13 protein-coding genes are annotated in these 21484 nt (G+C 53.5%); 8 read left to right on the forward strand and 5 right to left on the reverse strand.

The features are described from left to right. Positions 1-952 precede the first annotated feature (952 nt). From HYD27_RS26815 to HYD27_RS26845, 7 genes are all read left to right on the forward strand, one after another. Positions 953-1942: an ABC transporter permease gene (locus tag HYD27_RS26815; protein ID WP_219220379.1), complete on the forward strand. Its 990-nt coding sequence runs from the start codon at positions 953-955 to the stop codon at positions 1940-1942. A 17-nt stretch (positions 1943-1959) separates the two neighbouring features. After that, on the forward strand, positions 1960-2850 hold the full coding sequence (locus tag HYD27_RS26820) for a carbohydrate ABC transporter permease (protein WP_219220381.1): 891 nt from the start codon (positions 1960-1962) through the stop codon (positions 2848-2850). Between the two features lie 116 nt (positions 2851-2966). Next, on the forward strand, positions 2967-4655 hold the full coding sequence (locus HYD27_RS26825; RefSeq protein WP_219220383.1) for a type 2 periplasmic-binding domain-containing protein: 1689 nt from the start codon (positions 2967-2969) through the stop codon (positions 4653-4655). A gap of 199 nt (positions 4656-4854) precedes the next feature. Beyond that, on the forward strand, positions 4855-6750 hold the full coding sequence (locus HYD27_RS26830) for a cache domain-containing sensor histidine kinase (RefSeq protein ID WP_219220385.1): 1896 nt from the start codon (positions 4855-4857) through the stop codon (positions 6748-6750). Further along, entirely contained in the window at positions 6747-8336 is a 1590-nt protein-coding gene (locus HYD27_RS26835) for a response regulator (protein ID WP_219220387.1), read from the forward strand. The genes HYD27_RS26830 and HYD27_RS26835 overlap by 4 nt, the downstream gene beginning before the upstream one ends. 22 nt (positions 8337-8358) lie before the next feature. Beyond that, a complete protein-coding gene (locus HYD27_RS26840; RefSeq protein WP_219220391.1) occupies positions 8359-9162 on the forward strand; it encodes an AAC(3) family N-acetyltransferase in 804 nt (267 codons plus the stop codon). Between the two features lie 134 nt (positions 9163-9296). Next, on the forward strand, positions 9297-9935 hold the full coding sequence (locus HYD27_RS26845) for a histidine phosphatase family protein (RefSeq protein WP_219220392.1): 639 nt from the start codon (positions 9297-9299) through the stop codon (positions 9933-9935). A 531-nt stretch (positions 9936-10466) separates the two neighbouring features. On the opposite strand, the gene HYD27_RS26850 is transcribed toward HYD27_RS26845, so the two are convergent. The 3 genes from HYD27_RS26850 to HYD27_RS26860 all read right to left on the reverse strand — a co-directional run bounded on the left by HYD27_RS26850 (position 10467) and on the right by HYD27_RS26860 (position 18656). Continuing rightward, complete coding sequence (locus tag HYD27_RS26850; protein ID WP_219220394.1) at positions 10467-11741, reverse strand: MFS transporter; 1275 nt, start codon at positions 11739-11741, stop codon at positions 10467-10469. Positions 11742-11859: 118 nt separating this feature from the next. Continuing rightward, entirely contained in the window at positions 11860-12765 is a 906-nt protein-coding gene (locus HYD27_RS26855) for an ArsR/SmtB family transcription factor (protein WP_219220396.1), read from the reverse strand. Positions 12766-13127: 362 nt separating this feature from the next. Beyond that, on the reverse strand, positions 13128-18656 hold the full coding sequence (locus tag HYD27_RS26860; protein WP_219220398.1) for an S-layer homology domain-containing protein: 5529 nt from the start codon (positions 18654-18656) through the stop codon (positions 13128-13130). Between the two features lie 508 nt (positions 18657-19164). On the opposite strand from HYD27_RS26860, the gene ssuE reads away from it, so the two are divergent. After that, on the forward strand, positions 19165-19713 hold the full coding sequence (ssuE, locus tag HYD27_RS26865) for an NADPH-dependent FMN reductase (protein ID WP_219220400.1): 549 nt from the start codon (positions 19165-19167) through the stop codon (positions 19711-19713). A gap of 923 nt (positions 19714-20636) precedes the next feature. Here ssuE and HYD27_RS26870 read toward each other — a convergent pair. Both HYD27_RS26870 and HYD27_RS26875 read right to left on the reverse strand, forming a co-directional pair. Continuing rightward, complete coding sequence (locus tag HYD27_RS26870) at positions 20637-20981, reverse strand: hypothetical protein (RefSeq protein ID WP_219220402.1); 345 nt, start codon at positions 20979-20981, stop codon at positions 20637-20639. A gap of 81 nt (positions 20982-21062) precedes the next feature. Continuing rightward, entirely contained in the window at positions 21063-21479 is a 417-nt protein-coding gene (locus HYD27_RS26875) for a GNAT family N-acetyltransferase (RefSeq protein WP_219220404.1), read from the reverse strand. Positions 21480-21484: the final 5 nt, after the last annotated feature.

The raw sequence follows: 21484 nt of genomic DNA on the forward strand, positions 1-21484 counted from the left end.
CCAACCCACGGATAGCAGTGTGCCAGCCGACGACTCGCATTTTGTCTCTATGCCCAAGGGATTGAACCCCCTTGGTTTAAGGGTGAAAAACAGGGGAATTGACAAATTCGTTCATAGCAGTGGAATTAGTAAAACTAATCTGGTCAAATTTGCTCCAAAGCGGTATTTAGTGGGATTTTGTATAACTAATTTGAGCATAATCAGGTTTTTTCGCTCCATCTGCCCGGATTAAGTGTACTTTTTCCCACATACGATGATCTGGAGGAGATTCTTGCAAATTAGTGGTACTTTTTCCACTTAGGAAGATGCGCGAGTTCAGGAATCCACCCTTTGTGAAAGGCAGGGCTAGAAAAACCTGCATCCATTGGCGGAGCCGATGCCACCGAAGCAGCAGAAACCATAAAAAAACATCCGAAACCATCGAAGCAGTTGGAGTCATCGAAGCGCCGGAGCCGTCCAAGCATGGAGGTTATCGAAGCGCCGGAGCCGTCCAAGCATGGAGGTTATCGAAGCGCCGGAGCCGTCCAAGCATCGATGCAGTCCAAGCGGTCCCAGGCACCGGAGCAACCGGAGCCTGGGAAGGCGAGGCAGCCAGGAATGCGAAAGAACGGAAAACAGAAGAGCAACAGCAACGAAAGGAACGAAGGGCAACTAAGGGCAAGGGGAGGCTGAACAGCGCTTCCCCTTGCCCTTTACTCTCCCTGAGTTTCTATATGGTTTCGGCTTATGCTTGGATTCTGCCGCAAAGCGCGGTTACAAATCAGGAATATTCCCCGCAGTTGCGTCCTGCACTTAACAGGAGCTTTCACCTTCCAATCATTTAGCCGAAAAATCAGCACCCAAATACGAAATCTGGACCCTTACAGCAGCCCGTCAAAGACTATACAATAAATACATAGAGCTGTAAGCGCTTCACCATAAATACAGACAGATAGATTTTGGAGGCCATATGATGGAGAACAAAAGAAGCACCGAAGCAAATCCGGCGATAAAGCCGCTCCTTTCGTCAAAAATCGAAACCGGTTCAGGACCTAAAAGCTCATTTTGGAGGAGACTCCTGGCCCAGCGCCATCTGCAGACGATGGCCTTGCTCGGCGTGGTTTGGATGATTATTTTCAACTATATTCCAATGTACGGGCTGATTATTTCCTTTAAGGAATATAACATTGTGAAGTCGATTGCTGAAGCACCCTGGGTGGGGCTGGAGCATTTCAGGGAATTCTTCGATGACGAGGATTTGGTCAATGTTATCAGGAATACATTGGGCATCAGTTTAATCAAGCTGCTGATCGGATTCCCGCTGCCGATTATTTTCGCTCTTTTTCTGAATGAGATCCGTTCCTTAAGGTACAAGAAAGCGATCCAGACCATTTCGTATCTGCCCCATTTCCTCTCGTGGGTGGTGCTGGGCGGAATTCTGGCTACCTGGCTGGCGGATGTGGGGATTGTGAACAACATTCTGCTGTCGCTTCATCTGATCGATCAGCCGATTACCTATCTCGCCGAGCCCAGCTATTTCTGGACAATCATTATTTCCTCCGACATTTGGAAGGAGCTTGGCTGGTCCGCAATTATCTATCTGGCGGCCATCTCCGGGGTCTCCCCCGAAATGTATGAAGCGGCGACGATCGACGGAGCCGGACGCTTCCAGAAAATGTGGTTCGTCACTCTGCCATCGATTAAATCGACGATCAGCATTCTGTTCATCCTGGCCGTCAGCGGTGTGCTGAACTCCAACTTTGACCAGATTCTGGTGCTGCGCAATTCGCTCAATGACAGCGCCAGCAATGTAATCGACTACTACATTTACTATACAGGGATCATCTCCAACCGCTTCTCCTACTCTGCGGCGGTCACCCTGATCAAGGCGGTTATTGCATTGATACTGCTGCTGATTGCCAATCAGGTATCCAAAAAAATAAACGACACGTCGCTGTTCTAGACAAGGAGGACTTAACCATGTTTGCTCTCAAGCGCAAGACGAAGGGCGAGGCCCTGTTCGATATCGTAAACAATCTGATTATGCTGTGTGTCTGCTTCCTGACGCTCTACCCCATCTGGTACGTGCTGGTCAACGCCTTCAATGACGGAAATGATGCGATGCTGGGCGGGATTTACTGGTGGCCGCGCATGTTCAGCCTGAAGAATTTCGATGCGGTGTTCGCAAGCCCGGGCATTATGCAGGCCATGGGGATTACAGTAGCCAAAACCGTGCTGGGTGTGCTGATCCATGTGTTCTTTACGGCGATGGTGGCATATGCGCTGTCCCGCAAAGGGCTGATCGGCGGCAAATTCTACATTCTGCTTGGCACGATTACATTGTTCTTCAACGGCGGGCTGATTCCAACCTTTCTGCTGAACAGGGACCTGCATCTGCTGGATAATTTTCTGGTCTATATTATTCCGGTGATGTTCAGCTTTTTCGATCTCATCATCTTCATGACCTTCTTCCGGGAAATACCCGAGGGACTGGAGGAGGCGGCGCGGATCGACGGAGCGAATGACTGGTCAATTTTCCTGCGGGTCGTGCTTCCGGTATCCATGCCTGTCATTGCAACGATTGCCCTCTTCCATGGGGTGTACCAGTGGAATGATTATTTTGCCGGGATCATCTATATCAATAATCCGGATCTGCAGCCGATTCAGACCTACCTGTTCCGGGTTGTGGCCCAATCCAGCTCCAACCAGATGATGGTCGCCGTGCAGGGCAGCAGTGTAACCAAAAGCGTAACCTCCCAGTCCATCAAGCTGGCTACCATGGTGGTTACCACGCTGCCGATAGTGTTTGTCTATCCGTTCCTGCAGCGCTATTTCGTCAAAGGCATGATGATCGGCTCAATCAAGGGCTGAGGCCTGATTCCGGGCTAAGCAACCAAGCAACGGGATAACTCCTCCGGCGCCCGCCGCTAAAGCGGGTTATGGAGTTGAGCTTATAATCTACAATCTTAGAAAAGGGGTAAATAAGCATGGGCATGAAACGCAAGCCAAAGGCAATGGTGCTGCTGCTCTTGGGGCTGGTGCTGGCATTCTCGGCAACAGGCTGTTCAAGCGGCAATAATGCGGGTAACAATGGCAAGGATAACGCGGGGAACGGAACGAATGCGGCAGAGGCCACAAAAGCACCGGCAGCGACTGCGGTCTCGGCGGATGAGCCTGGCTGGAAAAGCGACACCTCACCCATTACGTTTGACTGGTATCTGAATTTTGCCTGGTTTCCGAATAAATGGGGTGTGGACCCTACCTCCCAATATGTAACGAAAAAGACAGGGGTAAATATCAACTTCATCGTACCGGCAGGGAACGAGAATGAGAAGCTCAATACGCTGATTGCATCCGGCAAGCTGCCTGACTTCATTACTCTCGGCTTCTGGGAGGATGCAATCAAGAAGATGATCGAAGGCGAACTGGTGCTGCCGCTGAACAAGCTGGCCGAAGAATATGATCCATACTTCTTCAAAGTGTCCGATGCCGACAAGCTGGGCTGGTATACTCAACCGGACGGTAATGTATACGGCTATCCCAACTCCTCTTCTTCACCGGCTGACTATAAAAAATACGGCGAAAACTATGTCTCCAACCAAACGTTTGTCGTCCGCAAGGATATCTATGAAGCGATTGGCAGTCCGGATATGCGCACACCTGAAGGCTTCCTGAACGCATTGAAGCTGGCGAAGGAGAAATACCCTGAAATCAACGGCCAGCCGATTATACCGCTTGGTCTGCATGAGTTCACCGAGAACGGCAACGACTCGCTGGAAGGCTATATTCAGAACTTCCTGAACATTCCATGGGAGAAGGACGGCAAGGTCTATGACCGTGAAACCGATCCTGAGTATGTACGCTGGATGAAGACACTCCGCCAGGCCAACCAGGACGGACTGCTGGCTAAGGATATTTTCATTGACAAACGTGCTCAAATGGAAGAAAAGATTGCGCAGGGCCGTTATTTCGCCATGCTCTATCAACGTACTGACTTTGCTTCCCAGCTCGGCACCATTTATCAAAAAAATCCGGAGCAAACCTATATTGCTGTAGACGGACCCGCGAACACCAAGCTGGACCCTCCGGCGCTGAACGGCCCGGGAATTTCCGGCTGGACAGTAACGCTGATCTCCAAGGATGTTAAGGATAAGGCGCGTGCCATCAAATTCCTCAGCTACCTGAACAGCGAGGAAGGCAACAAGGATCTTTACCTGGGCGAAAAAGGGGTCAGCTATGATACAATTGACGGGAAAGACCAGTTTCTTCCTGAAGCCTTTGATCTGATGAATAAGGACCGTGCGGCATTCGACAAGCAATATGGCTCGTCCTTTACATTCTGGATGATGCAGAATACCAATATCACGGATCAATGGCTGCCTAAATCGGTGGAGCCGTTCAAACAGCTGGAAGACTGGACCCGCGGCAAAGCGGTCAACACCTCGGAATTCCAGCAGATTGACCCTACAGGCAACTCGCCTGAAGGCATAATCGCCACCAAGCTGAAGAATCTGCGCGGCAAAACGCTGCCGAAGCTGCTGATGGCTTCCTCCGACGCCGAGTTCGATAAGCTCTGGAACGAATATCTGGAGAAGAAAGAAAAGGAAGGCCAGGCAACCTTCGATGCCTACCGCCAGACGAAATATGAAGAGAACAAGAAAAAGCTTGGAATGTAATCCTTTATAAATATGCCCAATTGCCCGCAGACCGCGGGCTTTTGGGTTATTTTCTTCAATATACCGACTGAAACGGCATCTGAAAGCGACACTAGCAGCGCTGCTTGGGAGGTGCCGGCTCCCTTTTAAAGGACGGCGGAGCCGTTTCAGCTTCTTATTCTGCGGCCTTTGAGGCGAGGTGTACAAGACACAGGTGAGCATGCGCAAACGAACTGGGGCATTATGGAGCTCCTTCAGCTATTGGTGGGGACGGAGATCGCTGCAAAGCCGGCTGGTGGCAGCCTATATATTCATTATTCTGGGCCCCTGCCTGCTGGTGTCCCTTTATTCCTACAGAGCGATCAACAATACGTACGTCCGCGACGCCGTGGACAAGAACAGCTATTTGCTGGAAATGGAAAAGCTGCATATCCTCAATCAGATCGAAGCCATGGAACGGGCGGCGCAGATGGCGTATTCCGACAAGGTAATCCAGAATTATCTGGTGAATGAGAGCGACCCGACGCTCGGGGAACTGATTGATTTCAATACAACGACCTTTGTGAATTTGAACCGGATTCAATTCAACAATCCGAATATTGAGCATTTGCGGCTGTATTCGGGCAGCAAGGAGGTGCATGAGATCTGGCCGATTATTTTCCGGGAGGACCGGGTGTCCATGGAGCCTTGGTTTCAAAAGGCCCTGGAGCTGAACGGGCAGGAGCTGTGGTCCTTTCAGAGTGATGACCCCGATCTTATGCAGCGCTACTCCGGCGATCCTCCCAAAGGACAGCCCAAAGTCTCTTTGCTGCGGGAGATCAGCATTCCGGCCGGACACCATGTCGGCATGATTCAGGTCGATATGCTGCTCAGCCGCTTCACACCGAAAACGTATACCGCTGTGCGCGATAACCAGTCACAAATGTTCATTGCGGGCGATGGAATGCAGCTGTTTACGCGTTCCGACAACTCCTTTGTGCAGAAATATCCGGAGCTGGCCGGGGCCATTGCCGGGCGCTTGCTGAAGTACGGGGGAACCGGGGAGTGGGATATCCATTACAAGGAGAACGGCAACTCCTTTCTGCTGATTCAGACGCCGCTTGCGCAGATTGGCGCTTCACTGGTGAATGTAGTGTCGATGGAAGAGGTCATGAAGGATATATCGCATACCCGCAATCTGATTATCGGGCTGAATATCGGCTTCATCTTCCTGGTAACGGCTATCGCTTATGTGTTGAATGCCTTCATTCTGAAGAACCTGCGCCGGCTGACGGAAACGATGAAAAGAGTGCGCAGAGGCGAGGTCTACACGGGCATGAGCATCCGTGGAGGCGGGGAGGTTGGCGAGCTGGCGCATCATTTCTCCAAGCTGATGAACACGATCAATACGCTGGTGGCCCAGGCGGTGAACAAGCAGGCGCTCTCCAAGGAGGCGGAGCTGCGTACCCTGCATAACCAGATTGATGCCCATTTTCTGTACAATACGCTGGAAAATATTAAAATGCTGGCAGAAATCGAGAATCAGCGGGGCATCTCCGATGCGCTGACCTCGCTCGGCGGCATGATGCGCTATAACTTCAAATGGTCCGGAGAGTATGTGAAGCTGCGGGATGAGATTCGCCATATCGAGAATTACATAGAGGTGATGAATATCCGGTTTGAGTATCCCGTTCTCCTGGAGCTTTCAATCGATGCTCTTTATCTGGAGCTGGAGGTCCTGAAGATGTCGCTGCAGCCGATTGTGGAGAACAGTGTGAAGCATGCCTGGTCGGCCGGAGAGGAAGAGCCTCAGAACCGCACGATCTGCATCCAGCTTTCGGAGGCGGAGGAGGATATCTTTATTGCGATCCGCGATAACGGGTCCGGCCTGACGCCGGAGCGGCTGTCGGAGCTGCATGCCTCCATTTACGCCAAAGAGGAGCCCGGCACGGATGCTTCCGGATCGGCAGCCGGAGGCTACAGAGTGGGCGGCATTGGACTGCGCAATGTACATCAGCGGCTGCAGCTGTTCTACGGGGAAGCATACGGGCTGGAGGTTCAGAGTGAAGCGGGGAAATGGACGACGGTGTTCATGACGCTGCCCAAAGTTCTTTTGACAGGGGATAGACAGACATGAAGAAGCTGCTGATTATAGATGATGAAAAGATGATCCGCCAGGGTCTGCAGGCCATGATTGAACGGGAATATCCCACCGAATACAGCATCGCGCTCGCGGGGAACGGTGCAGAGGCGCTGGCGCTCTACAGGCAGGAACGGAGGGATATTATTATTACCGATATCCGCATGCCGGTGATGGATGGAATCACCCTGCTGGAGCGGCTGGCTGCTGAAGCGGAGCCTGGCAGCGAAGGGCCGGCAGTCGTTATCCTGAGCGGCTACGATGATTTCGAATATGCCAAAAGCGCCATCCGCTACCGCGTCAAGGACTATCTGCTGAAACCGATCCGCCGCGAGGAGCTGTTCGGGATTCTGGAGCAAATCCGCCGGGAGTGGAAGGAGCGGGAGTCCAGCACCCAGAAGCTTGCACAGGAGGCGGAGGGCTACCGCCAGGAGCTGCGCACCGCCCGCCTGAGCGCACTGCTGATGCAGGAGGCGGCGGTGCCGACAATGGAGCAGCAGCAGGAGCTGAGCCGGCTGCCGGTTCCTTTTACGGTGGGTGTGCTGAATTTCTATTACAAAGACGGGGCGCGGATGAAGCCGGAGGAAGTGCAGGGGCTGATCGAACGGATGAGCGGACCGCTGGCAGAGCGGTTTGCGGAGGTTCTTACCGATTGGGAAGGGAAGCTGGTGCTGGTCGGAAGCGGCAAGGAGGAATTTCTGGAGCTGTCCCGGCAGGCTGCCGCAAGAGAGCTGGGGGGGCTGCTCATTGGCATCGGCGGGGAAAGCCGGAATCCGGCGGAATTCCGCACAGGCTACAAGGAAGCCTGCCGCGCACTGCAGTATACCTTCCTGCCGCCGCAGGCGAGCTTCATGGACTATGCGGAGCTGCGGGAAGGACGGCTGCGTTTTCCATTGCCGGAGGAGGAGCTCCGCAAGCTGCTGAATATGCTCGGCACCGACCGCGAGAAGGAAATCAAAAGCTTGCTGGGAAGTATTTTTCAGCTCGATCATTTGCAGCATTTGGATTTAGCGTATCTTGAAAGTGTGGGCCGCAGCATGAACGAACGGGTGCTGGACGAGGTGTTCCGCCTGCATGGGGAAGCCTCCGTAGAAGTGCTGAAGCTGTACCGTACGGTTGGCAATTTGTATAATTTCCGCCATTTTCACGACTATTACCGGGCACTGGAGCATTTGCTCATTACGGTGAACGATTATATTATAGGAATTAAATCCTGCCACACAGAGCATGCCGACATGGAGGAAGCATTGGCCTACATTGAGGCGAATTATGCCCGCCCGCTGAATATGGCGATGGTGAGCAATCATGTGTCGCTTAACTATTCTTATTTCAGCGAGGCCTTCAAGGCGTATACCGGAGAAAGCTTTGTGCTGTATTTGAAAAGAGTCCGCATCCGCCACGCCAAGGCGCTGCTCTCCGAGAACCGCATCAAGCTGGCCGGGGTCTCCGAAGCGGTCGGCTTCGAGAACAGCAAACAGTTTGCCCGCGTGTTCAAGGAGCTGGAAGGCATTTCGCCCGGCGAGTACCGCGCCAAGCTGCTGCTGGAGCGCTATTCCGGACGTATGGGGGATAAGGAATCGTAAGTTAACAGGGGTGAGGCGCCGAATGGAAGAGATACACGGAGAATTAATTACAGTTGAGACGCTTGCATCCGGCTTTCGGAGGCTGGGTGTACGGGAGGGGATGACACTGCTGCTGCATTCCTCCTTTAAATCGCTGGGCCAGTGGGTGGCCGGCGGGCCGGTCGCCGTTATTCTTGCGCTGGAGCAGGCGCTGGGGGAAGAAGGAACGCTGGTGATGCCCACGCATTCATCGGATCTGACCGATCCGTCCGGCTGGAGCAATCCGCCGGTGCCGGAGACATGGTGGCAGGGCATCCGTGAGCACATGCCGGCCTATGATCCGGATCTTACGCTGCTGCGGGGGATGGGAATTATCCCCGAGACCTTCCGCAAGCAAAAGGGAGTCAGGCGCAGCAGCCATCCGGTCCATTCCTTTGCCGCCTGGGGCAAGCACAGGGATGAGATCATTGACGGGCATGCGCTGGAATATGGGCTTGGCGAGCGTTCGCCTTTGGCCCGGATTTATGATCGGGCCGGAAGTATACTGCTGCTGGGCGTGGACAATTTCAACAACACTTCGCTGCATCTGGCCGAATGCCGGGCGGAGTATGCCGGCAAGCAGGAGGTCATTGCCGGAGCGCCAATGCTGGTCGATGGAGCCAGACAATGGGTGGAATTCAGGGACTATAACTGGAATTCGGATGATTTTGCCGCTATTGGCGGGGACTTCGGACGGGAGACGGGGCAGATAGCCTATGGAAGGGTCGCAGCGGCCGCAGCCCAGCTCATTCCGCAGCGCGAGATTGTGGACTATGCGGTGAAATGGCTCGAGCAGAGGCGGGTGTAGCTGGGCCGGCAGGTGCGTGTGCGCCGCCCGGAAGTCCAGGCATTCTCCGCAGCCGCGGCAACACCCGGATGAAGGTATCAGCTTCAGCTTATCAGTATAGCTTATATAGTGCTTTACAAAAGGAGTGGGATTTCTTGGCTGCAACAACAGTATATATAACCCGGCACGGGCAGACCGAGTGGAATGTCCAGAACCGGATGCAGGGGCATCTCGATTCACCGCTTACACCGCTTGGCGAGCAGCAGGCAGGATGGCTTAACCGGGGGCTGTACAAGGAGCCGCTTGATATCATCTATACAAGCTCCAGTCCACGGGCATTGCGGACGGCGGAGATTGTGCGGGGCGGGCGGAGCATTCCGCTGACCGCTTGCGATGAATTCAAGGAAATCGGCATGGGGCTGTGGGAAGGGCAGAACTCCGGCGAGATAGAGGCCCGGGACCCGGAGCAGCATCATCATTTTTGGCAGGACCCTGAGAAATTCAGTGTGGAGGGAGGCGAGACCTTTGCCGGAGTGCAGAAGCGGGCGCTGGACAAGCTGCTGGAAATTGTGGCCGCCCATGACGGGCAGAGTATCCTGATTGTTACCCATACGGTAGTCATCAAAGTGCTGATGGCCCATTTTGAAGAGAGAGCCATGAACAAGCTGTGGGAGCTGCCTTATATTTATCCGGCTTGCCTGTGCAAGCTTGAATTTACGGCCGGCCGGGCGAAGATTCTGCTGCATGGGGATACGGGCCACTACGAGGCAGGTGAAGACGGGATGAAATCCTAGAGAAAGCTTTGGGCCTAAGGCTGATTGCTCTAATGCAGCCCGCAGGCGGTGCTCCGGTGATCCGGGTATCGTCTGTTTGGTGTGTGTACCCTTACGGACTGAAATGCCCTTAGTTTCGCCAAGAGTACTTTAGCAGGACTAACGGACCTTAGTGCGCTTCTCCGGCAGGCAGAATTCAGGTGAATCTCCCTATACAGGGCGTTGGAGTCCGTTGGCATGCGGAAATAGGCTTCTATCTGGAAAAAAGAGTTCAGTCGGGCCAGGCGCCGGGCCAATCGGTGGAATCAAAGGCAGAAATACCTCTGATTCGAGCTGGAGAGGGCCAATCGGTGGAATCAAGGGCAGAAATACCTCTGATTCGAGCCTGGAGAGGGCCAATCGGTGGAATCAAGGGCAGAAGTACCTCTGATTCGAGCCTGGAGAGGGCCAATCGGTGGAATCAAAGGCAGAAATACCTTTGATTCCGGCGTCTTCCGTCATGCCCTATGCAACCAGGTCCATTGGCCGCGAGAGGATGTGTTCACTGTCTGGCTAAAGCGCCCTGGGGTATGCAGACGGTTTGTTGCTCTGCAAATGCCTGGCTTCCAGTACGGACAGATCGCCGTCAAGCATGCGGAGGCCGGGAAGCAGCATAGCGGCTGCGGCAAAAAGAGCCGGCAGCAGCCCGGCGGCAAGGAAAAGAACAGGTACGCCGTAGGCCTCGGCAATGGCCCCGCCTGCAAAAGCGCCAAAGGGTGTCAGACTGCCGCCGATCAGGAAGCGGATGGAATTCACCCGTCCCTGGAGGTTGCCGGGAACCAGGCGCCCATGCAGCGAGGAGCTCAGTGAGCCGAAGAAGGGACCCAAGGCGCCGGATACACATACGGCAGCAAGCGCAAACGGAAAACTGGGGATCAGGCCCCAAATGGACGTAATGATTCCGATGGTGCCCAGACTGCCGAGCATCACCAGGCGTCTGTGTGTGATCTCGCCCAGCAGGGAGATTATACTAAGGCCGACCAGCGTTCCGAAGGCAAACGCTGTGGTCAGTGTTCCCATTGCTGCCGCATCGCGGTGGAGCACCTCGCGCACATAGGGAACCATCATCGTCCAGACGGCGATGGAGCTCAGATTGCTGACCGAAGCCATAAGCATAATGGTAAACATCGCCGGGAACTGCTTGTAGAAGGTGAAGCCATCAGCAATTTCGCGCATGTACAAGGAAGGGGAGAAGCTGCTTTTGGCAGTGTCCGGCTTGGCTGGCGCAGGCAGCTTAGGCAGGCACAGCAGAGTGGCGATGGCGGCAGTGTAGCAGAGCATATTGATGCTAAGCGCAGGTAGAGCCCCGCTGGCTGCGGTCAGGACGCCGGCAAGCGCAGGGCCGAGCAGCGCCGCCGCTCCCTTGCAGCCGTCGATGACGGCGAAGGCACGCACCAGCTTCCGGCTGTCTGCGACGCCGGGAATCACGGCCATCGCTGTGGGCATAAACAGCGCGGCGCAGGCGCCGCTAAGCCCGGCTGCGGCGAATAAATGCCAGAGCTGGAGCTGTCCGGCGAGGCCCATGCCCAGCGGAAGCGCGATGGCCAGCAGCCGGACAGCGGCCAGGCAGGCCATGAAGCGCACCCGGGGCAGACGGTCGGCCAGCGGCGAGCCGAGAAGGCGGAGCAGCAGCTCCGGGATGCCGGAGCTCAGTGCCAGCGCACCCATAGCCAGCTTGGAGCCGGTCAGGTCATAGACCAGCCATTCCATCGCCAGCAGGCCAAAGGCATCTCCGAAGGCGCTCAGGGAAATCGTAGACAGAAGACCATAGTAACTGCGTTTCAGCACAGGAATTTCACTCCTTTTCATGTAAGCAGCCGGGAGCTCAGACGTAAATGGGATATAATACGCTAAGCGGCGGTTCATCCGGGCGGAAGAGTATTTTTTTCACAGTTCAGCCTGCCGCTCACTTCTCCAGATAATCTGAAATCCGCTGCGGCAGATCGTTCAGCGCGTCCAGTCGGAGGCTGTACGAAGCGCTTTTGCCGTTGCTGTGGACAATGACCAGTCCAGCTGAGCGCAGTGTGATGAGGTGATAGTGGATCGTGCTTTTGGACAGGCCGACCTGCCGGACGATTTCCGTAAAGCTCAGCTGCTTCCCGGCAAGCAGGCGGAGAATCAAGAGCCGTGTCTCATCCGACAGCGCCCGGGTGAGACGCAGCAGTGCAGGAGCGGGGCGTCCTTCCTCAGGAGGCAGCGCGTCACAGGCATAGCTGGTAAAGACAAATTCATCATATAAAGATGAAGTGACCAATGGCCGGGCATGATACTGCGGAATCAGTATGATCTGCTTCAGGCTTTCACCCGGGTACAGGCGCATTCCCTGCGTCGCCCGTTCGTAGACCCCCATGGTATTGGCTCCGCCCAGTTCGGCCCGTCTGGAATCCGCCTCCCGGCTCAGCCCCTCAAGAATGGCAGGATCAATGCCGCGGAAGTACCGTTCATCCCATTCGCGCAGAATGCCGGAGGCGCTGCTGCGCAGCCCGGCAAGATTGGATGGCACCGTGGACCCGAAGCGTGCAGTGATTTCGAACAGTTCTCCGGCGGAGAGGCTATCGAACCAATCCAGGAAGCCGGCTACGGAACGTTCTCCCGGACAGCTCCAAATGTAAGGAGTGAGCGTAAAGTCCGCATTTTCTTTGGAGAACTTCTGCATCTGCTGAAGCTGGGCGGAGGTGAATTTCTTTTGGACCTCCTTCACCCAGGGCTTTCCGGACTCAAGAGCGTTATGATTCTGCTTATAGAGAAAAGCCGTCAGACTTGTAAAGCATTCATACATCGGGGCAAAATCTACTTCTACTGTATACTCCATTCGTGTTCCTCGCTTCCTTGGGAATTGCGCCATTCAGACATTGGGCAAGAGATGAATTGTGTAAATCACGTAATAGTGGTTTTTGTTCTATAAATATAGAACTTAATAATGGTTTTATTATAAACGAACATAATTATATTATCAAGGATATCGAACTTCGAATCCTGAAAAATCGTAGAAATGAATCAGAGAACAAAATTTCAAGAGCTTATATAAAAAAGAGACGGTCCCGGGAGCGCAGCGGCGCTTCGGAAACTGTCTCTTTGGAAATATAATAATTTTTAGGCTTCACGCTTATAAATTATCCACTTGCTTTACATTGAGCTGCCGGCCTGCAAAGCTGGCTTAAGCTCCTTCATAGCTTAATTGATAAACTCAAGCGACTTCAGGGTCTTCTCCAGCATTGTTGCTGCTTCTGCACGGGTGGCCAGAACCTGTGGCGCGAACGAGCCGTCCGGTCTGCCCTGGATGATGCCTTCAGCGGCAATTTCGGCTACCGCTGCCTGGGACCAGGCCGGAATGGCGGAGGCATCGCTGAATTTGGCCAGTACCGCAGGCTCGGCATTCAGGGATTTGCCCGTGTATTTCATAGCTTTTGACAGAATCGTGGCCATTTCCTGGCGGGTAATCGGACTGTCCGGCTTGAAGCTGCCGTCAGTATAGCCTGTAAGGAGGCCCGCCGCTGCGGCTGTTTGTACAGCATCTGTATACCAGGCATTCGCGCCCACATCATTGAAGGCGGCTGCGCTGCTCATGGACGCAAGCCCAAGGGAGCGGGTAATCAGCGCCGCGAATTCCGCGCGCGTCACCATCTGCGAGGGCTGGAATGCTGTAGCGCTCGTGCCGGTGATAATCAGCTTGGAGGCCAGCAGATCAATGGATGATTTGGCCCAGTGACCGGTAATATCCCCAAATGTTTTGCTGGACTCAACGACAGTGTAATAGCTGTTGCTGTTTCGTTTGATTGTAACCTCGGTGGTTCCGTCAGACTTGCCGGCAAAGACGGAAGGTACGAAGGACAGCTTGCCGGTGGCCGGATCAAACGATACAGCAGTCGCACTCTGTGAATCCAGTGCGGACGGCGCGGTAATTGTCCGCTTCACATAGGTGCCGCCGAAGCTGTTCAGCGGAACACTGCTGTTTCCGGCCTGTGCCGTAACCGTGAATTCCATAACCGGGGCGGCCAGGCTTAGCGAACCGCCCTGCGCCGTAATCGCCTGGCTGATGCCGCTAAGGGTTGCCGCATCTGCCGGCAGCAGGGATACGGTGATTGTAAAGTCGCCGGTGCCCAATTGTGCGGCCAGCGCTGTCCCGTTCAATACACTGAGCGGAAGTGAATAAGATGCCCCGTCAGGGGTGGTGAACGTAAGGACGGCAGCGGGATTGGAAGCTGCCTGCTGCACAAGCACACTGCCTGGAAGTACAACCTGTGCTCCGCCGCTTGAAGCGGTGAGCGGGATCAACAGCTCGCTGGTTCCGGCAGGCAAGGCCGCCAGCCGGCTGGTGAGATCCTCTGCCGTGATTGTCGTTATCTGCGGCGAAGCCGTCGGAGCGGCAGTTGGACTTGGTGTAGGCGTCGGAGTTGGCGTTGATGGGGCGCCTCCTCCTCCCGGTGGGCTAGTCGGTGTAGGAGTTGGCGTCGGCAGCGGTGCCTCACCCTTCAGATCGGTGATTCGGCCTTCAACTCCGATTGTAACCGGGTTATGCTTGTCCAGATAGGACAACAGCACTTCGAAATCCGGAAGACCCAGTTCATAATAACGTCCATCGGCCTTGGCGTCGGCCAGTGCGCGGTAGAAGTCGCCGCCGCCAGCCATGAAGGAATTTGTGGCCAGCAGATAGTAGGCATCCGGGTCGACAGGCAGATAGGAGCCGTCAGTCTGCCGGATTTCCACAGCTACAATCCGTTCCCCGGCTTGCGTGACCTCTCCGGTGAGTGAATCCACGATTTCCGGGGTTTTGGTGGAATCATAGGTATATTTCATTCCCGAGGCCTGGGCGAACCGTCCCTGATCCGAGCTTAAGCCGCTGACGGAGTTCTCCAGCGAGGAGATGATCTCTTCACCGGTCACTTTGAGCGCGACCAGGCTGTTGCCGAACGGAAGCGTGGTCAGCACTTCACCCATGGTGATGTCGCCTTTATCAATGGCGGCGCGGATGCCGCCGCCATTCTGAATAGCTACAACCCCTTTAATGGTTTCGAGGTCGCCTGCCGATACGAAGCTGGGCATCAGCTCGCTGACTTTTTCGGCTATGCTGTCGGCGATCATGTTGCCGATGGGCGTTTCTTCCTGACGCACAACGCGCACCGACTTGCCGTCGATCATGCGGTTGGTGTACAGATCAACGTCCGAGTAACCGACCACGGTGCTTCGGACAGTGGTTAATTCGGCGTCGTATGGTGCCAGCATAGCCTTGGCGGCGGCGTCTTCGCCGAACAGGCTGACATCGAGCAGCTTGCCGTTATAGGACAGAATTTCACCGTTTTTGTCAAAAGTTACATCCAGCTCGCCAAGGAACTGGCTGTATTCACCGGTCTGCACGATAAGCACATTCTTGCCGGTGCCGACATTAACGACCGGTGTCGGAGGTTGATCGACCTTCGTATGCGAGTGTCCGCCGACGATGATGTCGATGCCCGGAACAGCCTTGGCCAGTTCCTGATCGACGGTATATCCGAGATGGGTAACAGCGATGATTTTGTTAATGCCCTGGGCTTCCAGCATAGCTACTGTGTTTTTGGCGCTTTCCACGTGATCCTTGAAGCTGATTTGATCTCCCGGAGAGGACAGGCCTGCCGTATCCTCCGTGGTCAGGCCGAAGATTCCGATTTTCTCGCCGTATACATCCTTAATGACTGAAGGATAGATGTGTCCATCCTTGGCGGTGCTGCGGGTTTCATCGGTTTCAAGCGTTCCGGTTATATCCTGATACAGCTCCGCAAGCTCGCTTGCCTTGGTGGTGAAGTCAATATTTGCACTGGTGAACGGGAACTTTGCGGCGGTCACGAAATTTTTCAGAACCTCCGGCTGCTCCTTGTTCAGATCGAACTCGTGGTTGCCGAACGTCATTGCGTCATAGCCGATGTTGTTCATGAACGAGATGTCGGCCTGACCCTTGAACTGGGTGAAATACAGGGTCCCCGAGAAGACGTCGCCGGCATCCAATAGCACGGTATTGCCTGTCCGCTCGCTGCTGATTGCGGAGGTGCGTCTTGAGATATTTTCCAGGTGGCCGTGAGTATCGTTGGTATGCAATACCCGCAGGCTGAAATTTTCGGTGCCCAGATCAATCTGCGCCAGCAGCGGATCATGGTCGCTCACGCGGCCTTCTTTGGCATCGAAGTCGGCATTGATATGCACAATATCGAGAGTGGATTTTGCAGCCAGCTTATTGTTGACCAGCAAATGATCCAGTGTCTGGGAGTTCCCCTCATAGATATAGGAGTAGCGTTCGCCCAGCGGCAGCGTGTCAATCAGATTGGTTAATGCACTGCCCTTCAGAATCTTCAGCGTGTCCGAGAACTGGAAATCGTTCAGATCGCCAAGTACGACAACATTCGCATCAGGGTCCTTGGCAAGCACATCGGATACGAAGCCGCTTACGACTGCAGCGATTTGCACTCGCTGAGCTTCGCTTGATCTGACCGGAGGCTGTACGCCGCCATAGAGAGTGGAGTCTCCCGTCTTGGAGTTGAAGTGATTGGCAATGACCATTACCTTCTCATTATTAAAAATAAATTCGGCCGCCAACGGCTTGCGGGAATCGTCGAATGCCGGATTCAGTGGATCAATCCGCCCCGGATTCAGGCTGAGTCCGCCGTCTGCGCTGTAGACTACCGGCGTGGCGGCGTCCCCCTTCGTGCCCGGAGCAAGCTCAACGCGTGCAACATTGTAGATGAATCCGGCCCGGATATTGCCGCCCGGCACACCGCCGTCCCTATTATTGTCAGGCGCAATGTCGGTATACGCATAAGTCGGACCGCCCGCCTTCTTGATGGCCTCGATCAGCGCAATGTAGCTCTCTGCGGCATCCACAGTACCGCTGTTGCTCTCGCCGTCGTTGTCTTGGACCTCCAGAAGGCCAATGATATCCGGGGTCTTCAGATTGGTTACGATAGCTTTGGCAATGTTGGAGATTTTGTCTTGGCTGCTATTGCGGGAGAAATTCTCCACATTGAAGGAAGCGACGGTCAATTGATCTCCTCCGGGTGCCAAGTCAGTGGTCTCGCGTTCGATTGAAGTACCCGCATCCACCTCCGGCAGGGCGCTTTCCGGCCGAATCTTGAAATTGCCGTAATCGTAACTGAGAACGCCGATGATGTTTCCTTTAAATAGTTGTCCCGTCCGCACCGGTGTACTTGGCTCGGCGTCAATCAGAATTCGCTGGGGATTAAAGTCCGCGCCTGTAAGAACCAGACCGCCTGCCGGGGAGAACACCTCTGTTGCACTGCTGCCGTTGTCCACGGCAACCGGAATTTCATAATCATACGGCCCGATAATCTTCGGGGCATTGAGCTGGAGCCGCATGCCCTCCAGACTTTCGTAGAAGTCGAGAGCATATTTGTCCGGCTCGAGAGCGGCGGACAAGCCGGCGGAGATCGTGGTGGCTGGAATGACCCGGCCCCCTGTGCCTATAATCGTAGCTGCTGGCAGCGCATTGCCGCTGGAGAGCACATCAGCCCGGGTCGCCACAATCTCGGTCGTCAGGAGATCGTTGGCATCCGAATATCCGGCTTCTTTATACTCCTTAACCCGGCCATCCACGACAATGGAATCGCCGGCCTTCACCTGATTGCCGGGAAGGTAGACCATAATGGCCTCGGAGGTACGGACATCACTGTCCGGAGTTGCCGTCTGCATGTAGAATGTGCTGCCGCTGGTGTACGTTACAATCCCCGCCACACCCTTCACGAGCTGATCGGCATAGATTGAGGAATGGGCGGTACCCTGAATTTGGGGGATGGTCAGCCCTTCAGCAGCCGCCTGGGTGGTATAGCTGAATTGGAAAATACCATTGTCTCTTTTGCCCTCCTCAGCGGAGTAAGCTTTGATGAGAACGGTGTCGTCCTGCAGCAGGATCGGCGTGATGTACAAAGCGTAATCTTCCAAAGCGGTGGTGCTGCCATTGGCATACACGCTATAGTAGACGCTTGCGGTTACACTGCCGGTGCCAAGAGCAAGCTCCGTTCCCTTAGGTACGGTCGTCCCGGAAGGGATGGAAGCGGAGACTGCCGGAGCCGTGGCGCTGTCCGTGACGGAGCTGCGGGGTTCCGGGGCTTGTACCGTAAAGTCGGCATTATTCTGGTCTGTATCGAGTCCGCGGTTGCCGGAAGGAAGCAGAGCGGATGTTTTGCGCACAGCTGCGGTTGTGTTAGAGAGGGCAGGAACCGCTCCTGTTCCTTCATAGGCGGAGGCTGTGCCGTAGCCGACCAGATCGACCCGGGTGCCAGAGGCATCCGCGAGTTCAACCTTGCCGCTGGCTCCGGCCATGGAGAGGACGGCATCGCCTGCGGCGACCAGATCGGGAGCCGGAAGCTCAGCGGTGCCCCCGCTTCCGGCAGCTTCCTGAATCAGGTAGAAGCCGCCTGCGGGGATGCTGCCGCTAAGGGGAGTAGTTAATTGGTCGCTAAAATCGCCTGAGCTGGAAGCATACCGCACCTTCCACCCTGTCAGATCAATAGCTGCTGCTGTAGGATTGTACAGCTCGATGAAGTCATTTTTGTACGTTGCGCCAGTGTTGCCTCCACCTCCATACACTTGGGAAATTACGGGGATGCTGTTGTCCGGAGCTGCTGAAGCAGTGGGTGCTGAGGGCAGGGCCATACCGGCAACCAGCACAAAGGAGAGCGCTGCCGCCCACCATTTTTTTCGCCTTGAGGGAATGTTCATTTTTTACAATCTTCTCCTCTCCAGATACGATATTGTTGTAGCCTTCTCCCAATCTACCATTTGCAGATTAAATGAAAGATTGTCTAACGTAAATATATAGTAAACAATGGATGCAAAGCATCAATTTACTATGAAATTCGTCATAATGCACAATAAACTATCCATTTCTTCTGGCCGGACTGAGAGAAACAGCCGCGAACGGAGAAGCTCATAGCTTTATAACTCCTGTGGGCAGTACATGAAACGTAAGTTTTGTGTTATATAGAGTGAACTTCAGCTTATATAGCTGTAATGCACGGATGGACAACTCGGGCTATCCGAATTCCGGTTATGTAAACTGATGAACGCCGGATGTTGTACGGAGAAGCCGTGCTACGGAGGTGGCGGGGCTGCTCTTACGTTGACAATCTTCTCTGCGCTCTGCTAGGATTATTACTAATTTGAAGGATTCTTGCCGGAAGCGGAAGAGGTATAATTTGGTAGGACAACGAACGGAAGAGGTGGAGAAGTGGCTAAAATAGTTATTATCAACGGAACACCATCCCTGCTCTCGCGGATTACTGCGGTTATCGAGTATGCGGAGGCCGGTTTGCGCGGGCACGGTTTTGAAGTGGAGCGGATCAATGTGGCCGAGCTGCCGGCGGAGGACCTGATCCATACCAGGTTTGAGAGCGAGGCCATCGTCAAGGCCAATGGCCTCGTGGCCGAAGCGGATGCGGTCATCGTCGTCAGCCCGGTATACAAAGCGTCCTTTACCGGTGTGCTGAAGACCTTCCTGGACCTGATCCCGGAAAAAGGCCTGGCCGGCAAAATCCTGCTCCCGCTCTTCATGGGCGGCAGTCTGGCGCATCTGCTCACCATGGAATACGCGCTGAAGCCGGTGCTGTCTGTGCTTGGTGCGCGTCATATTCTGGGCGGCGTGTATGCGGTGGACTCCCAGGCTGTGCGCAACGATCAGGGGATCGTTGCGCTGGCTGACGAGCTGAAGCTGCGCCTGGATGCCGTGCTTGCGGAGCTGGCCGAAGAGACGGCGCACAAGGCGGCGCGCAAGTTGTAAATTGTAGACCTAGACCTGAATTTCGAAAGTGAATTGAACCAATCCAGATAGGACAAGGGATAAACCCTCTTTTTCCTTCACCCATGTGGTGCAAGCTGCTTTTAGCAAGACATCCCTTCGTGTAAAGCTTTTTAGATGATTTGTGGATACTTACTTTCGAAATTTAGGTTTATATGTTTCACGCTATAAATTATCCTTCTCTTTCTCGCTGTAACGGATACCGTCCTATAAGGACGGCGAAGCCGTTTCTGCTTGTCAAAAATCAATTTATTTATAAAAATGGCAACCATTCAGGTCCTTCCCCGACTTCAACACGATCTAGTACAACGTTTCAAAAGTTCATTCCCGCTGTTAGAATCATAAAAGGAAAATAGGAAAAATCAAAAAGGGTTGGATGAATAGAATAGAATTCAATTCAATTCAATTCTATTGTATTTTCTACAATAGAATTCCCACTGTAGCGGCCGGAAAATGGAAACTGTTGCACTCTGTACATTAGAATCTCGCAAAACCGGTGCTTTTGACCTTATTGCTCAAAATCTGTTGCACCAAATACAGCAGAATGTGAATCGTTGCGGGATATTGAGAATTCTATAGCACTAAATACAATAGAATCGCTCTTTATTCGGATAACAAGCTTAAGATTTCAAGAATGAAACGACCTCGCAGCAAGCCGGGAAACTTAAACCCGCAGCGCTGCATGTAGAACAACTCCCCTTATTTTTCCCCCACGGTTAGCGCCCTAACTAAAGGAAACTAAATCAAATCAAAGAAAATCAAAGCACTTTGGTCTATTTGCAATGACTTGCGAACTACGAACGAAGGCGAATGGAAAGCAACTCCCTTACAGGGGAAGAGTGTGCGCCTTTGCTTTGCTGTGTAAGCGCGCCCGTTAGTAACGATGTCGGAGGAACTTAAGCGCTTCAGCGACTAGCCAGCGACTTCGCTCCAACAACGGCAGATCTGCCGTTATTTCCGGGCCTGGTGCAGCCTCTCGCAAGTTCTTCCTCCGCGAGCCCTTTGTTAAGGGAGGAACTTATGGAACGCCGCACTCGGTAATCATCAACTCCCAAGCCAATTGTAGGTACGTACACTTTTTCTAATCCCGCTTTCTTAGCGGCTTCAAGAATTTCAGTTTTTTGCTCGTCGGTATAGCCCAATGGCTCTTGTTCTTGCTTTTCTGGATCGTATTTTTTTGATTCGTTAGCAGCATTTTCGCTTTGAACTGGCTCAGTAACGGGTTTGGGCGGACTGAATCGTAGACGCATATAGTGCACCAGGAGTGACAGGACTTAACTAACGTTCCTCGTTAGTTAAGTCCCAAACAAACCATGTTGGGATAAATTACTTTATAGCATCGTGCTCATAGATTTTGGGGGTCGTCCCCATTCGAAATTATCCAAACCGATTTCTCTGAATCCATATTTCTCATAACGAATATGGTCGGTTGTTAAATAAACCTCCGCATATCCTAATTGCCCCACCAATTTTCTGGCATGCTCCAACAGTACTGAACCTAAACCTTGTCCTCTCTCATTCTCATCAATGAACAAAGGTGAAATCCATGGCGATAAATCTTTTCGACTTATGTATTCCTGCTCAATCAATTGATAAAATCCTATTATTTTGTCGTTTTTCAATAATAGGAATGTAAATAGCAAATCAGCTTCAGTCGATAAACTTCCGTCAATTTTTGGGAGTATCACCTTCTTTACGTTTGGCCATTTTTCTTTAACGTATTCAGCAAACTCAATATGACTGGACACTCTAT

It is taken from the genome of Paenibacillus sp. S150, assembly GCF_019352175.1.
In the GTDB taxonomy this organism is placed as follows: domain Bacteria; phylum Bacillota; class Bacilli; order Paenibacillales; family Paenibacillaceae; genus Paenibacillus_AQ.